The sequence below is a fragment of the Burkholderia sp. MSMB1826 genome (assembly GCF_001526325.1).
Lineage (GTDB): Bacteria > Pseudomonadota > Gammaproteobacteria > Burkholderiales > Burkholderiaceae > Burkholderia.
Map to the genome: position 1 here is coordinate 225,129 of NZ_LOYN01000015.1, position 13,819 is coordinate 238,947.

At 68.0% G+C, this 13,819-nt stretch carries 13 protein-coding genes; 6 read left to right on the top strand and 7 right to left on the bottom strand.

The genetic code is table 11. The features are described 5' to 3' along the window. Positions 1-25: 25 nt before the first annotated feature. Positions 26-655: a TetR/AcrR family transcriptional regulator gene (locus tag WS95_RS07960; RefSeq protein WP_034204417.1), complete on the bottom strand. Its 630-nt coding sequence runs from the start codon at positions 653-655 to the stop codon at positions 26-28. 402 nt (positions 656-1,057) lie between these two features. Here WS95_RS07960 and WS95_RS07970 point away from each other — a divergent pair, with 402 nt between their 5' ends. Beyond that, positions 1,058-2,446: an MFS transporter gene (locus WS95_RS07970; RefSeq protein ID WP_052100084.1), complete on the top strand. Its 1,389-nt coding sequence runs from the start codon at positions 1,058-1,060 to the stop codon at positions 2,444-2,446. 379 nt (positions 2,447-2,825) lie between these two features. After that, positions 2,826-4,037: a winged helix-turn-helix domain-containing protein gene (locus WS95_RS07975; RefSeq protein WP_059823199.1), complete on the top strand. Its 1,212-nt coding sequence runs from the start codon at positions 2,826-2,828 to the stop codon at positions 4,035-4,037. Between the two features lie 61 nt (positions 4,038-4,098). Here the strand turns inward: WS95_RS07975 and WS95_RS35635 are convergent, their stop codons facing one another. Both WS95_RS35635 and WS95_RS35640 read right to left on the bottom strand, forming a co-directional pair. Then, entirely contained in the window at positions 4,099-4,317 is a 219-nt protein-coding gene (locus WS95_RS35635; protein ID WP_006480837.1) for a DUF1653 domain-containing protein, read from the bottom strand. A gap of 57 nt (positions 4,318-4,374) precedes the next feature. Then, the gene (locus WS95_RS35640) at positions 4,375-4,818 is read right to left on the bottom strand and encodes a GNAT family N-acetyltransferase (RefSeq protein WP_059823201.1); all 444 of its coding nucleotides are present in this window, start codon (positions 4,816-4,818) and stop codon (positions 4,375-4,377) included. Between the two features lie 160 nt (positions 4,819-4,978). Between WS95_RS35640 and WS95_RS07990 the strand changes: the two genes are divergently transcribed. Together WS95_RS07990 and WS95_RS07995 are read left to right on the top strand one after the other, a co-directional pair. Then, positions 4,979-5,602, top strand: coding sequence for an HAD hydrolase-like protein (locus tag WS95_RS07990; RefSeq protein WP_059823202.1), 624 nt, complete (start codon positions 4,979-4,981; stop codon positions 5,600-5,602). A 404-nt stretch (positions 5,603-6,006) separates the two neighbouring features. Continuing rightward, entirely contained in the window at positions 6,007-6,585 is a 579-nt protein-coding gene (locus tag WS95_RS07995; RefSeq protein WP_034204411.1) for a DUF4142 domain-containing protein, read from the top strand. A 114-nt stretch (positions 6,586-6,699) separates the two neighbouring features. Here the strand turns inward: WS95_RS07995 and WS95_RS08000 are convergent, their stop codons facing one another. Together WS95_RS08000 and WS95_RS08005 are read right to left on the bottom strand one after the other, a co-directional pair. After that, complete coding sequence (locus tag WS95_RS08000; protein ID WP_059823204.1) at positions 6,700-7,299, bottom strand: GNAT family N-acetyltransferase; 600 nt, start codon at positions 7,297-7,299, stop codon at positions 6,700-6,702. Between the two features lie 59 nt (positions 7,300-7,358). Further along, the gene (locus WS95_RS08005; RefSeq protein ID WP_034204409.1) at positions 7,359-8,273 is read right to left on the bottom strand and encodes a LysR family transcriptional regulator; all 915 of its coding nucleotides are present in this window, start codon (positions 8,271-8,273) and stop codon (positions 7,359-7,361) included. 108 nt (positions 8,274-8,381) lie between these two features. Here WS95_RS08005 and lysA point away from each other — a divergent pair, with 108 nt between their 5' ends. Then, a complete protein-coding gene (gene lysA / locus WS95_RS08010; RefSeq protein ID WP_059823205.1) occupies positions 8,382-9,620 on the top strand; it encodes a diaminopimelate decarboxylase in 1,239 nt (412 codons plus the stop codon). Between the two features lie 174 nt (positions 9,621-9,794). Here lysA and WS95_RS08015 read toward each other — a convergent pair whose 3' ends face one another. Then, positions 9,795-10,682 (bottom strand): DMT family transporter, encoded by an 888-nt coding sequence (locus tag WS95_RS08015; RefSeq protein WP_059823539.1) that lies wholly within the window; start codon positions 10,680-10,682, stop codon positions 9,795-9,797. 124 nt (positions 10,683-10,806) lie between these two features. Here WS95_RS08015 and WS95_RS08020 point away from each other — a divergent pair, with 124 nt between their 5' ends. Beyond that, entirely contained in the window at positions 10,807-12,282 is a 1,476-nt protein-coding gene (locus WS95_RS08020) for an aminotransferase-like domain-containing protein (RefSeq protein WP_059823207.1), read from the top strand. Between the two features lie 42 nt (positions 12,283-12,324). Here WS95_RS08020 and WS95_RS08025 read toward each other — a convergent pair whose 3' ends face one another. Then, positions 12,325-13,758: a nicotinate phosphoribosyltransferase gene (locus WS95_RS08025; protein ID WP_059823208.1), complete on the bottom strand. Its 1,434-nt coding sequence runs from the start codon at positions 13,756-13,758 to the stop codon at positions 12,325-12,327. Positions 13,759-13,819 lie beyond the last annotated feature (61 nt).

Genomic DNA, 13,819 nt, shown 5'->3' on the forward strand with positions numbered 1-13,819 from the left:
GCGACTGTCGCACGAAACATGCATATCAAGCAAGTTTCGATTCGCGCGACTCCCGGAGATAGCCGCGCACCGCCCGCCACGCGCGCGCTTCGAGCGCATCCGCATCGGTCTCGCCGCGCGCGCCCGCCGCGTCGACGATGCCTTTCACGATCGCGAGCAGGTCGTGCGCAACGACGTCGGGTGCGGCGACGCGCGGCGCATCCCGCAACCCGAGCGCATGCAGCAACGTCGCGTGGATGCGGTCCGCGATGCGCGCGGTGCGCGCGCCGAGCGGCAACCGCGCCTCCTCGAAATCGATCAGCCGCGCGAGCGCCGGCCGGCGCATCTGGTGCGCGACGGCCCCGCGCACCAGTGTGCGCAGCACGTCGTCGCAGGACGACAGCGCGGCCGCCCGGTCGACGTCGTCGAGCAGATGCGCGCTCTCGCGCTCGACGAGCGCAGCGGTCAGCGCGTCGCGGTTCGGGAAATACTGGTAGAGCGAGCCGATGCTCACGCCGGCCAGCGCGGCGACCGCATTCGTCGTGTAACCGTCGAAGCCGTCGCGCTCGAGAATGCGAGCGGCGGCCTCGACGATCGCATCGACGGTGGCCACCGAGCGGCGCTGGCGCGGCGCCTTGCGCGGCGAAAGCGGAATACGCGACGACGATTCGGACATGGCGGAAGGCGAGTAAATATGAGCAAGCGCTCACATTTTAGGAACGCACTGCCACGCCGTCAAAAGGAATCGCGCCAGCCGGCCAACGTCGATGCGCTCGTCGCATTCGAGCTCGAATGCGCGTTCGACGCGCCGTGCGAAACACCGTTCGGAGATCGCTGCATCGATCTCCAGCCCGGCATCGAAAACACATCCACGCCCCGCTGCGGCGACGCTGCGTTGTCCACGCCGCGCCGCGCATGCGGCATGCGCCGGCAACGCATCGCTCGCCCATGCGCAGTCGTCCTTTGTCCGCCATCCTCCGGAAAAGACGACTGTTGCAACATGCGGAACAACTGTTGTCGCACGTGACGCAGCGGTCACATTGTGGGCATAATGACACCTTTACCGCGCGCCCAGCCCATGTCGCCCGTCTTTCTAGCACCGCTCATCGTTGCCTGTGCGTTGTTCATGGAAAGCGTCGACGCGAACATCATCGTCACCGCACTGCCTGCGATGGCGAGGGACTTCGGGCACAACCCCGTCACCCTGAACATTGCGATCACGGCCTACGTGGTCGGTCTCGGCGTGTTCATTCCGATCTGCGGCTGGCTCGCCGACCGCTTCAGCGCGCGCGCCGTGTTCCGCACCGCGATCGGCATCTTCGTCGTCGGCTCGCTGATGTGCGCGGCGTCCAACTCCCTCGGCGTGCTCACGTTCGCACGCTTCATACAAGGCGTCGGCGGCGCGATGATGGTGCCGGTCGGCCGCATCATCATCTTCCGCGCGGTGCCGCGCTCCGATCTCGTGCGCGCGATGAACTACCTCGCGATTCCCGCGCTGTTCGGGCCCACGGTCGGGCCGCTCGTCGGCGGCTTCATCACGACCTACCTGCACTGGCGGATGATCTTCTTCATCAACGTGCCGATCGGTCTCTACGGGATCTACCTCGCGAGCAAGCACATCGCGAACACGCACGAGCCCGACCCGGGCCCGCTCGACTGGTTCGGCTTCCTGCTGTCCGCGAGCGGCGCCGCGCTGCTGCTGATGGGCCTCACGCTGATCGACGGTTCGCTCACGTCGCGCTCGAACGCCCTCGTCATGTGCGCGGCCGGCGCCGCGATGCTCGCGTTGTACGTGCCGTACGCGCGCCGCAAGGAGCGCCCGGTGCTCGACCTCAGTTTCCTGAAGATCCCGACGTATCACGCGAGCGTCGTGGGCGGCTCGCTGTTCCGCATCGGGCTCGGCGCGGTGCCGTTCCTGCTGCCGCTCGCGCTGCAGGAAGGGCTCGGCATGAGTGCGTTCCACTCGGGGCTGATCACGTGCGCGTCCGCGCTCGGCGGCGCGGTCAGCCGCTCGACGGCCACGCATACGCTGCGCCGCTTCGGTTTTCGCACGGTGCTGATCTACAACGCGGCATTCGCGGGCCTGGCGATCGCCGCGTACGGCGTGTTCCATCCCGGCATGGCGACCTGGGCGATCTGGCTGATCGTGCTCGTCGGCGGCATCTTCCCCGCGCTGCAGTTCACGAGCCTGAATTCGATGATCTACGCGGACATCTCGCCGCGCGACGCAGGCCGCGCGACGAGCCTCGGCAGCGTCGTGCAGCAGATGTCGCTCGGCCTCGGCGTGACGGTGGCCGGCCTCGTGCTGCACGTGTCGCACTGGCTCCAGGGCCATCAGGCGATGGTGTGGTCGGATTTCTGGCCCGCGTTCCTGGTGGTCGGGCTGTGCTCGTTCGCGTCGATTCCGATCACGCGGCGGCTGCCGCCCGGCGCCGGCGACGAAGTCGCGCGCGGCAAGCGACAATAGGTGGCAATAGGCGGCATTAAGCGGCGGCCGATGTGGCCAATGGCCTGTCGCGCGGCAACGGACGACGAACCGGAAAAACAAAAAAATCAGCGGACATCCACACGGGGCCGGTGCACAGCCGCATGGATGTCCGCTCAGGGCTCCGGGTCTCCCGATGGGGGTTGGGAATCCCGGATTCGCTTCCTGCGTGCCATGGACATATGTGCGTCGGAAGCGGAATCGTTGCGCGCACTTGTCGCCGCGCCATGAACTGCACTATAGGGAAACTTGCAAAACGTATCTGTCAACCATTGTCAGACGCGTTGCGGCCGCGCATCGCACGCGCGCGCCGCTTTCGCGCTAAAGTGGTTCCCGATCGCCACCCTCGACCGTCCTCCCGATGCTCACGCTCTCGCCCGCCGCCGCCCGCGCACTGCATCTCGCCGCCCAGGGCCTGCTCACGCCGCCGCGCCGCAAGGCGACCAAGTCCGACGTGCTCGACACGATCCGCCGGATGGCGCAGTTGCAGATCGACACCATCCACGTCGTCGCGCGCAGCCCGTATCTCGTGCTGTTCAGCCGTCTCGGCGATTTCTCGCCGCAGTGGCTCGACGAACATCTTGCCGAGGCGCGCCTGTTCGAATACTGGTCGCACGAAGCGTGTTTCCTGCCGATCGAGCAGTTCGGGCTGATGCGTTACAAGATGCTCGATCCGTCGGGGATGGGCTGGAAATATGCGGCCGAATGGCATGAGCAGAATCGTCCGGAGATCGAACGGCTGCTTGCGCGGATTCGCGAAGCAGGCCCCGTACGGTCGGCCGATTTCGCGCGCGAGGACGGCGCGAAGGGCAACGGCTGGTGGGATCGCAAGCCCGAGAAGCGTCACCTGGAAGTGCTGTTCACGACGGGCGAGCTGATGGTGTCGGAGCGCCGCAATTTCCAGCGCGTGTACGACGTGCGCGAACGCGTGCTGCCCGACTGGGACGATGCGCGCGACCTGCCGCCGCGCGATGCCGTGCTGCCCGCGCTGCTCGACTACACGTGTCGCGCGCTCGGCGTCGTGCGCGCGGACTGGGTGGCCGACTACTATCGGCTGCCGCGCCGTTCGTACCGCGCGGAGCTGGAGCGGCTCGCCGACGCCGGCGACCTGATTCCGGTGCAGATCGACGACTGGAAGGAACCGGCCTACGTGCATCGCTCGCTCGACGCGCTGCTGCCGGCGGCCGCTGCCGACACGCTGCGCTCGACGGTCACGACGCTGCTGTCGCCGTTCGACCCGGTCGTGTGGGACCGGCGGCGCGCGTCGACGCTGTTCGGTTTCGACTACACGATCGAGTGCTATACGCCCGCGCACAAGCGGCGCTACGGCTATTTCTGCCTGCCCGTGCTGCATCGCGGCCGGCTGGTCGGCCGCGTCGATGCGAAAGCGCATCGCGCGCTCGGCACGTTCGAACTGAAGGCCGTGCACGTCGAGCCGGGCGTGCGGTTCGGCACCGGGCTCGCGGCCGACGTCGCGAAGGCCGTGAAGAAACTCGCGGCGTGGCACGGCACGCCGGAGGTGACGGTCAGGCACGCACCGCCGGAGCTGATGAAGGCACTCGCCGATACGTAACGCGCGTACGCTCGCTCACGCAACCGGCCCACCTTGCGGCGCATGCGCCGCCGGCCGCGGATCAGTCGCGCAGCTTGCGAAAACGCGGCGTGCCGTCTTCGAGGTTGCCGTTGAACATCGCTTCCGGCCGCACCCACAGCCCGCGCGCATGCGGCCACAGATGCTCGTAGACGACCACCGATTCCTCGGTTTCGGAGTGGCGCGCAACGCCGATGTAGCGGTACAGGCCGCCCTTGTAGTGGCGGTGCGTCGCGAGCTGTTCGGCTTCCTGTTCGGTCATGGTGTGCTTCTCTTCGGCAAAAACGGAAAGCGCGTATTGTATGCGCTGCGCCGCGCGTCAGCGTTTCGTGTAGAGGTCGGGCCGGCGGATCTCCATCAGCCGCTCGGGGTTCGCGGACGGACCGAAACCGACCGGCCGATAGAGTTCGTGCGCATCGGTCGTGACGAGCATGATGCGACGCAGCCGCTGCACCATCTCCTGCGCGAATATATGGTCGATCAGTGCGCGGCCGTAGCCGTTGCCGCGTTCGGCCGGCAGCACGAACACGTCGCACAGATACGCGAACGTCGCGTGATCGGTGACGAGCCGCGCAAACCCGACGAGCCGGTCGCCGACATACGCGCCGAAACACAGCGAGCCCTCGATCGCCCGCTCGACCACGTCGCGCGGAATGCCCTGCGACCAATAGGCGTCGCGATGCAGGAAGTCGAAGATCGCGTCGACGTCGAGTTCGCGCTTGTCGGTGGAAAATCTCAGCGTGGCGGGAGTGGCTGCGGGCACGTCTGTTCTCCGGTTCGAGGGGGCGGAAGGCGGAGCGTCGACGATACCGCGCCGTGGGGTGCGTAACAAGGGGCACCAGGGTCTGCCGTAGATGAACAGCCGCACTGCCCATCCTCGATTCGGCGACAATGCATCCGCCGATAAACCGAGACGCCGCCTCATGACCTACCGCCTCATCGCCTTCGACTTCGACGGCACGCTCGCCGATTCGCTCGACAGTTTTCTCGCGGCACTGTCGGAAGCGTCGCGCCTGCACGGCTTTCGCGACGCCACGCCCGAACTGCGCCCGGCGCTGCGCGGCATGTCGGCGCGCGACATCGTCCGCGCGCTCGACGTGCCGATGTGGAAAGTGCCGCGCGTGACGATCGACATGCGCCGCCTGATGCGGCCGCGCCTCGCGCACGTGCGGCTGTTCCCCGGCGTCGACGAAACGTTCGACGCGCTCGCCGCGCGCGGCATCCGCATCGCGATCGCCACGTCGAATACCGAGGAGATCGTGCGGGACCGGCTCGGCCCGCGCGCCGGCGCGCGCGTCGACCATTTCGCCTGCGGCATTCCGCTGTTCGGCAAGGCGCGCCGTCTGCGCGCGCTCGTTCGCGAGGCCGGCGTGCGCGCCGACGAAGTGCTGTACGTCGGCGACGAAATCCGCGACGCAGACGCGGCACGGCACGCACGTATCGCCTTTCAGGGTGTCGCGTGGGGCTACACGGCGCCCGACGCGTTGCAGGCACATTGCGCGACGCCGTTGCTGCCGCGCCTCGATGCGCTGCTCGATCGCGTGTAACGCTTCACGCACGCCACGCACTCGCGCCCCCCTCGCCCGATGCGCGGCCATCACAACGGTCACGGCCGCGACGCCATCACACCGATGAATTGCAGATGACACGCACGTGCATCTCATGCATTGCATGCGCCACGCGCACGCAAAAATTGCCGCCGACGCATGCGCATCAGGTACGCACTACCGGGCTGCACGCGTGCCCATCGATTCGTCTTACCAACCGTTACACAAGCCACAGCACGGTTGCACCTGCTACCCGACCGCTCTCCTAGAATCGGTCGGGCCGGATTCGACCGGCGCCGCGGCAGAGCGGCGGTCGAATCCGGCCCGGGCGCGCCCGGTCTCTCGCACAGCGACGGATCGCACGATCCGTTTTTCAACCAGAGCCCCGATCGAAAGGAGGTCCCATGAACCGCTTTCCCCATATTTCGCGCCTCGCCTTGTCTGCCGCTGGCCTGCTTCTCGTCGCGGTGACGGCGACCGCGCAAACCGCGCAACCGGCGCCCGCCGCGTCCGCTGCGCCTGCCGCGACCGCGACGCGCATTCACGAAGCCGACCAGGCCTTCATCACGGACGGCACGAAGACCGTGTCGACCCAACACGACGCGGCACGCATCGCCGATTCGCGCACGTCGGACAGCCAGGTCAAGGCGTTCGCGCAACGCGTGTCGACCGACGATGCAAAGATCATCCAGGCGATGCGCGCGGCGAGCCCGCGCGGCGTCGACGTGCCGGCCAACGACCCGGACACGACCGTGCTGAACAGCATCAAGAGCCTGCGCGGCGCCGAGTTCGACAAGGCCTATATCGAACAGGTCGCGCTCGCCGGCCAGCAGAAGGCGATCTCGGCGTTCCAGGCCGAAATCGCGTCGGGTCGCGACACCAAGCTGAAGGAAGTCGCCCGCCAGTCGCTGCCGATCCTGCAGGCGCACTACGCGGACGCGCAGAAGCTCGCGCAGCGTCATCACCTCGCATCGGCACAGTAACGCGATGCAGCGCCGCGCATCGTGCGCGGCGCACCGTTTCCCCCGCCGTCGCGCTGCCGCCTCCCCTGCCGGCGGCGCGACGCACGTCGATCGTCGCGCGTCCCGCGTCACCGGTTACGTCGCCAGCCTCGCCTCGAGTCGCGCACGCACTTCCGGCCATTCGTCGTCGATGATGCTGAAGCGCACCGAGTTGCGCTTGCGGCCATCCGGCATGATCCGTTCGTGGCGCACGATGCCCTCCTGTTTCGCACCGAGCCGCAGGATCGCCGCGCGCGATTTCTCGTTCAGCTCGTCCGTCGTGAACTGCACGCGCACGCAGTGCAGCGTGTCGAACGCATAAGCCAGCAGCAACCACTTCGCTTCGGTATTCGCGCGCGTACGTTGCGCCGATGCGCTCAGCCACGTGTGACCGATCTCGAGCTTGCGATTCTTGCGATCGATTTTCCAGAAGCGCGTACTGCCGATTGCACGGCCCGACGCGCGATCGACGATCACGAACGGCATCACGGTGCCGGCCGCTCTCCCCTGCAACGCCGTGTCGATGTAGGCGTCGACCGTCTGCGCGCCCGGCACGACCGTGACCGTCAGGTTCCACAACTCGCCGTCGGCCGCGGCGTCCAGCAGCGCCTGCCGGTCGGATACGTCGAGCGGACGGAGGACGACACGTTCGCCGGTGAGGGTCGGTTGCTCGAGGAAAGACGATGCGTCGGTCATGACGGGATTCCGGAAAATGAGGTCGATGGCGGCGAAACGCCCATCATACGGCGGTGCCGCTAGCCGAGGTGGGCGGCCAGCCGGCGGCGGATCGCCTTCGCTTCGCCGCGCAGCGCATCGACGAACGCGTCGACGAGCAGGTTCTTCGGCCGGTGCTCGGGCGCGATCACGCTGACCCGGTACGGAAACGAGCGCGTCAGCGGCCGCACGTGCAGGCCGCGGCCGACGAAATCGAGCGCCGTGAGCGGGTTGACGATCGCGGCCCCGAGCCCTTGCCGCACGAACGCACACACCGACACCGCCGACGGCGTGTCGACCACCGAACGCGGCGCGACGCCGAGCTGCGCGAACGCCTCGTCGATCAGGATGCGGTACGGATCGTTCAGCGACAGGCTCACGAACGGGCGATCGGCGAGATCCGGCAGGTCGATCGCGTCCTGCGCGAGCAGCGGATGGCCGTCGGGCAACACGCACACCTCGTCGACTTCGAGCAGCGGCGTGAGCACGGTGCCGGCCGGCGCGACGTCGTGCTCGGTCAACCCGAGGTCGTAACGTTGGGCCGTGAGCCACTCCTCGAGCACCGGCGACTCCTGCGTCGCGACCGATACGCTGACGCCCGCATGCGCGTCGTGAAAGCGCCGGCACGCACCGGGCAGGATCGCGTGCGCGAACGCCGGCAACGCGATCACCGACAGTTGCCCGTCGCGAAATTCGCGCAGGCGGGCGGCCGTCGCCGCGACGCGTTCAAGCCCCACATACGCGAGCCGCACGTCGTCGAACAGCGTGAGCGCGGCCATCGTCGGGCGCAGGCGGCCGTGTGCGCGCTCGAACAGCGCAAAGCCGACGACCTGCTCCATCCGCGCCAGCTCGCGGCTGACGGTCGGCTGCGACGTGTACAGCATCTCGGCCGCGCGCGTCGTGCTGCCGGTGACCATCAGCGCACGAAAAACCTCGATATGACGGTGCGTCAGCATGATCGTATATATCAAAAATGAATCGAATATCGATAGATAGGCATTTTACCGTATAGCCAATCAGGCGCATCATCCGGTTATCCGTTCATTCGATCCGATTCATCCGCCATGTCCCTCGATTCCCGCCAGCTCGCGACGCTCGCGCAGCAATACGGCACCCCGCTGTGGGTGTACGACGCCGACGTCATCCGCGACCGCATTGCCCAACTGCGCCAGTTCGACGTGATCCGCTATGCGCAGAAGGCGAATTCGAACGTCCATATCCTGAAGCTGATGCGCGAGGAAGGCGCGTGTGTCGACGCCGTGTCGCTCGGCGAGATCGAACGCAGCCTCGCGGCCGGTTTCAGCCCGGGCGGCGAGCCGGAAGGCGTCGTATTCACGGCCGACCTGATCGATCGCCCGACGCTCGCGACGGTGCTCAAGCATGGCGTGACCGTGAACGCCGGTTCGCTCGACATGCTCGCGCGCATCGGCGAGCATGCGCCCGGCCACCGCGTGTGGCTGCGCGTCAATCCCGGTTTCGGCCACGGCCACAGCAACAAGACCAACACCGGCGGCCCGCAGAGCAAGCACGGTATCTGGATCGACGACGTGCCGCGCGCGATCGAGATCGTGCGCCAGTACGGGCTGAAGCTGGTCGGCATCCACATGCACATCGGTTCGGGCGTCGACTACGGCCACCTGTCGCAGGTGTGCGACGCGATGGTCGATCTCGTCACGTCGCTCGGCCACGACATCGACGCGATCTCGGCCGGCGGCGGCCTGTCGATCCCGTATCGCGACGGCGAGCCGCGTGTCGACGTCGGTCACTACTTCAGCCAGTGGGACGCCGCGCGCAAGCGGATCGAACGGCATCTCGGCCATCCGGTGCGCATCGAGATCGAACCGGGCCGCTTTCTCGTCGCCGAAGCCGGCACGCTCGTCACCGAAGTACAGGCCGTCAACCGTCGGCCGAAACACGATTTCGTGCTGATCGACGCGGGCTTCAACGACCTGATGCGCCCGTCGATGTACGGCAGCTATCACGCGGTATCGGTGCACGCGCACGACGGCGCGCTGCCCGCCGGCCGGCCGCTCGTCGACCTCGCGATCGCCGGCCCGCTGTGCGAATCGGGCGACGTGTTCACGCAGGATGCCGGCGGGGTGGTCACGCACCGCAAGCTCGCGCAGCCGCAGATCGGCGACCTGCTGTTCCTGCACGACGCGGGCGCGTATGGCGCGTCGATGTCCTCGAACTACAACAGCCGGCCGCTCGCGCCGGAAGTGCTGGTCGATCGCGGCACGCCGCGACTGATCCGCCGCCGGCAGACGATCGGCGAATTGCTCGCGCTGGAGACGTTCGAGTAACACGCGTACGGCGTGACGAACGCCAACGGCCAGGCTTGCCGCTAGCGGCAGCCTGGCCGTTTTGCTTCGGGCCGAGTTCACGCTCGCGATCGTGCGCATCGGCAGCCATCGCGTTGCCGCCGGCCTCGCATCGGGTCACGTCGGCCCGATGCACGGCACGTCGCGGCGCCTGCCTTACCCCGCGCGCTGCACGGGCGCCATCTTCGAGAAGTACTTCGCGCCCGCCACGCAGCCGACCACCACGACCGTCACGACGACCATCGACGGCGGCACCGTCTCGTGCAGCAGCCCCGCCGCGAGCAGCAGGCCGAAGAACGGCTGCAGCAGCTGCAACTGGCCGACGCCCGCGATCCCGCCGAGCGCAAGCCCGCGATACCAGAACACGAAGCCGATCAACATGCTGAACAGCGACACGTACGCGAGCCCCCACAGCGCGGCGGCGTCGACGCCGTCGAACGACGCGGGCCAAGTCAGCCACGCGAGCGGCAGCATCAGCGGCAGCGACAGCACGAGCGCCCACGAGATCACCTGCCAGCCGCCGAGCTGGCGCGACAGCCGCGCGCCTTCCGCATAACCGAGCCCGCACGCGACGATCGCGGCCAGCATCAGCGCATCGCCGAGCACCGACGCCTGCCCGCCGTTGCGCAGCGCGAACGCGGCCACCGCGCCGCTGCCGACGATCGAGAAGATCCAGAACGGCAGCCGCGGCCGTTCGCCGCCGCGCCACACGCCGAACAGCGCGGTCGCAAGCGGCAGCAGCCCGACGAACACGATCGCATGCGCCGACGTCACGTGCTTCAGCGCAAGCGCCGTCAGCAACGGGAACCCGACCACGACACCGAGCGCGACGACGGCCAGCGACACGGCCTCGGCACGCGACGGCCGCTTCTGCTTCAGCGCGACGAGCAGCAGCAGGCCGAGCGCACCGGCGATCGTCGCGCGGGCGAACGTGAGGAACAGCGGGTCGAGCCCTTGCACCGCGACACGCGTCGCGGGCAGCGAGCCACTGAAGATGATGACGCCCAGCATGCCGCTGAGCCATCCGTCGGTCGTCTTTTGCACGGTCAACCCTGAATGGAAGATGGATGACCGATGATCCGCCGCCGGCAAAAACCGCGTAAGCTACAGCCCAATACAATTTAGACAAACTGTACTGAACAACCGGCCGTACAGTTCATCGTTCGCCATGAGCCATTCCGCCCCGATTCCCGCTCCGCCCGCGCCGTCGCGCACGCGTGTGGAAACCGTCATGGACACCCTGCGCGCGCGGATCGCGAGCCGCGCGCTGATGCCCGGTGCGCGCGTGCCGTCGATCCGGATGATGGCCGACGCGCTCGGCGTGTCGAAATCGACGGTCGTCGATGCGTACGAGCGGCTCGCGAGCGAAGGCGTGCTCGTCGCACGGCGCGGTTCGGGCTTCTACGTGTCGGGCCACGCCCCGCCGCTCGCGCTCGCCGAGCTGGGCCCGCGCCTCGATCGCGAGCTCGATCCGCTGTGGCTGTCGCGCCAGTCGCTCGAAGCGGCGCCGACGTCGGTGAAGCCCGGCTGCGGATGGTTGCCGTCGTCGTGGCTGCCCGACGAAAGCCTGCGTCGCGCGCTGCGCGCCGTGTCGCGCGACGAATCCGATGCGCTGACCGACTATGCGACGCCGCTCGGCCTGCCCGCGCTGCGCCAGCAGCTTGCATGGCGGCTCGCGCAGCACGGCGTCCACGCGGAACCCGCGCAGATCATGCTGACCGACGGCGGCACGCATGCGCTCGACCTCGTGTGCCGCCTGCTGCTGGAACCCGGCGATACCGTCGTGCTCGACGATCCGTGCTACTTCAACTTCCAGGCGCTGCTGCGCGCGCACCGCGCACGGATCGTCAGCGTGCCGTTCACGCCGAACGGCCCCGATCTCGTGCGCTTCGAGCAAGTACTCGCCGAGCACCGGCCGCGCCTGTACATCACCAACGCGGCACTGCACAACCCCACCGGCGCGACGCTCGCGCCGCCCGTCGCGCACCGGCTGCTGACGCTCGCGGCCGAGCATGGGTTGCTGATCGTCGAGGACGACATCTTCGCGGATTTCGAGAGCACGCCCGCGCCGCGCCTCGCGGCGTTCGACGGGCTGTCGCGCGTCGTGTCGATCGGCAGCTTCTCGAAGACGCTGTCGGCCGCGATCCGCTGCGGCTATGTCGCCGCGCGCCCGGAATGGATCGACGCGCTCGTCGACCTGAAGCTCGCGACGTCGTTCGGCAACGCGCAGATCGGCGCGAACGTCGTGCACCGACTGCTGATCGACGGCACGTACCGGCGCCATCTCGACAGCCTGCGCGCGCGTCTCGCGGATGCGATGGGCGAAACGATCCGGCGCCTCGCGCGAGCCGGCCTCGCGATCTGGACGGAGCCGCGCGGCGGGTTGTTCGTGTGGGCGCAATTGCCGGACGGGCTCGACGCCGCGCGCGTCGCACGCCACGCGCTGGACCACGACGTGGTGCTCGCCCCCGGCGACGTGTTCAGCGCGTCGCGCAGCGCGACGTCGTACATGCGCTTCAACGTGTCGCGCTGCAAGGGGCCCGTCGTGTTCGATGCGCTTGCGCGGGCAATGGACGCGGCGCGTGGGGTGGAACGCGGCGGCGCGCCGGCGGATGCCGGCGGCCGGGTGCTGGCCGGCAAGTGACGCGAACCGGCCGTGCCGCGGCGGGATGCCCCGCCGCCTGCATCACGCCTCCCCCGCGTGCGCCCTCGCCCGCACCTCGGCGAACGACGTATCGACGAGCAAACGCCCGGTGTCGAACACCGTCTCGAGCGCCTCGGCCCATTCGCCTTCCAGCGCACGATCGTCCCACGCCACCGGCAGCGACACCGTCCGATACTCGCCGGTGCGGCGATTGCGCAGCAGCGTGAGCCGCCCCGGCTTCGAGCGCTTGCCCCGATCGGTGACCGGATCCTTGCGGACGTCGTGCCACACGCCGCCGCGCCGGATGGCCGAACACTTCATCGCAAAGCGCTGCGTATCGCGGTTCACGCGCTGCAACAACGCGCCGCCCATGCCGAATACGACGTTGCCGGCCGCGTAGCCCGCCTCGTCGAGCGCGACGAGAATCGCTTCGATCGACCGCTCGTCGACGCCGTCGCCCTGGATCACGCGCACGCGGTTCAGCACGCGCCGCCCCTTGCCGTTCACGGTCGACCCGAACGACGCATCGAGCGCCCGCACCGTCTGCAGCACGATCGTCACCGGGTCGCCGGAATCGGGTCGCACGACGAGCGTCGCGCCCGAATCGATCACCGCCTGCCGAAGTTCGCCGCCCCACAGATCGAGTGCGGCGAACAGATCGTAGGAGTCCGACACGACCGATACGATCGCGCCCGGCAATCCGAAGCGGCCGATCATGTTGCGGTACGCATCGACCTCGCCTGCGCGCCCCCACGACGTGATCGTGCTGTGCTCGGCCGCCGGCACCGAATAGGCGGCCATCGGCTCGCGATAGAAGCGGTTCGCGGCCAGCACGCCGAGCACCGTGTCCGAACCCATGAAGCTCACGAGGTGCGCGGCGCCGCCGATCGCGGCCGATTCCGCGCTCGACACGCCGCGCGCGCCGAAGTCGTGCAGCTTGAACGGCAGTTGCGCGAGATCGTCGTCGGTCCTTTCGAGGAAGCGGCGAATCGTTTGGCGCAAATGCCAGCTGCGGGTCGCCACCGTCACCGGATACCAGATGCGCAACAGCATCGTCTCGAGATACGACGCGAGCCAGAACACCTGCGGATCCTCGCACTCGACCGTCATCAGCACGTTGTGCACCGGCACGATCGAACCCTCCGGCACCGCGCGGATCTTTACCGGCAGGTAGCCGTCATAGTGCTCGACGAGATGGCGCCATCCCGCTTCGTCGAACGGCTCGCCGTGCACGGCGAAGAAATCGCGCGCATCGTCGATCATCGCGTGCGTGACCGGCTTGCACAGATATTCCTTCAGCAGCATCTGGAGGCCGAAGAACAGCGTGCGGTCGTAGCGGCCGCCGCGCGATTCCACGTACGAGAACATCGCCGATGCGTCCGGCGGATATTGCAGGAAGTGGGAAGCCTTGTACGAATCCGTATTGAGAATCGGATTGGAGAGAACCGCGGCAAAGCCGCCGGGATCGTTTTGCATGGCTAGAGCTCCTCTAGGCCGTTGAAGTGCCGCCGCGTCTGTCGCGGCGGACCGAATGCGG

Bases quoted from the DNA above. Each gene is read 5' to 3' on its own strand.
- WS95_RS07995 (WP_034204411.1), top strand. From the start codon at position 6,007: ATGAACCGCTTTCCCCATATTTCGCGCCTCGCCTTGTCTGCCGCTGGC.
- WS95_RS07960 (WP_034204417.1), bottom strand. From the start codon at position 655: ATGTCCGAATCGTCGTCGCGTATTCCGCTTTCGCCGCGCAAGGCGCCG.
- lysA (WP_059823205.1), top strand. From the start codon at position 8,382: ATGTCCCTCGATTCCCGCCAGCTCGCGACGCTCGCGCAGCAATACGGC.
- WS95_RS08000 (WP_059823204.1), bottom strand. From the start codon at position 7,299: ATGACCGACGCATCGTCTTTCCTCGAGCAACCGACCCTCACCGGCGAA.
- WS95_RS07970 (WP_052100084.1), top strand. From the start codon at position 1,058: ATGTCGCCCGTCTTTCTAGCACCGCTCATCGTTGCCTGTGCGTTGTTC.
- WS95_RS08020 (WP_059823207.1), top strand. From the start codon at position 10,807: ATGAGCCATTCCGCCCCGATTCCCGCTCCGCCCGCGCCGTCGCGCACG.
- WS95_RS08005 (WP_034204409.1), bottom strand. From the start codon at position 8,273: ATGCTGACGCACCGTCATATCGAGGTTTTTCGTGCGCTGATGGTCACC.
- WS95_RS07975 (WP_059823199.1), top strand. From the start codon at position 2,826: ATGCTCACGCTCTCGCCCGCCGCCGCCCGCGCACTGCATCTCGCCGCC.
- WS95_RS07990 (WP_059823202.1), top strand. From the start codon at position 4,979: ATGACCTACCGCCTCATCGCCTTCGACTTCGACGGCACGCTCGCCGAT.
- WS95_RS35635 (WP_006480837.1), bottom strand. From the start codon at position 4,317: ATGACCGAACAGGAAGCCGAACAGCTCGCGACGCACCGCCACTACAAG.
- WS95_RS08025 (WP_059823208.1), bottom strand. From the start codon at position 13,758: ATGCAAAACGATCCCGGCGGCTTTGCCGCGGTTCTCTCCAATCCGATT.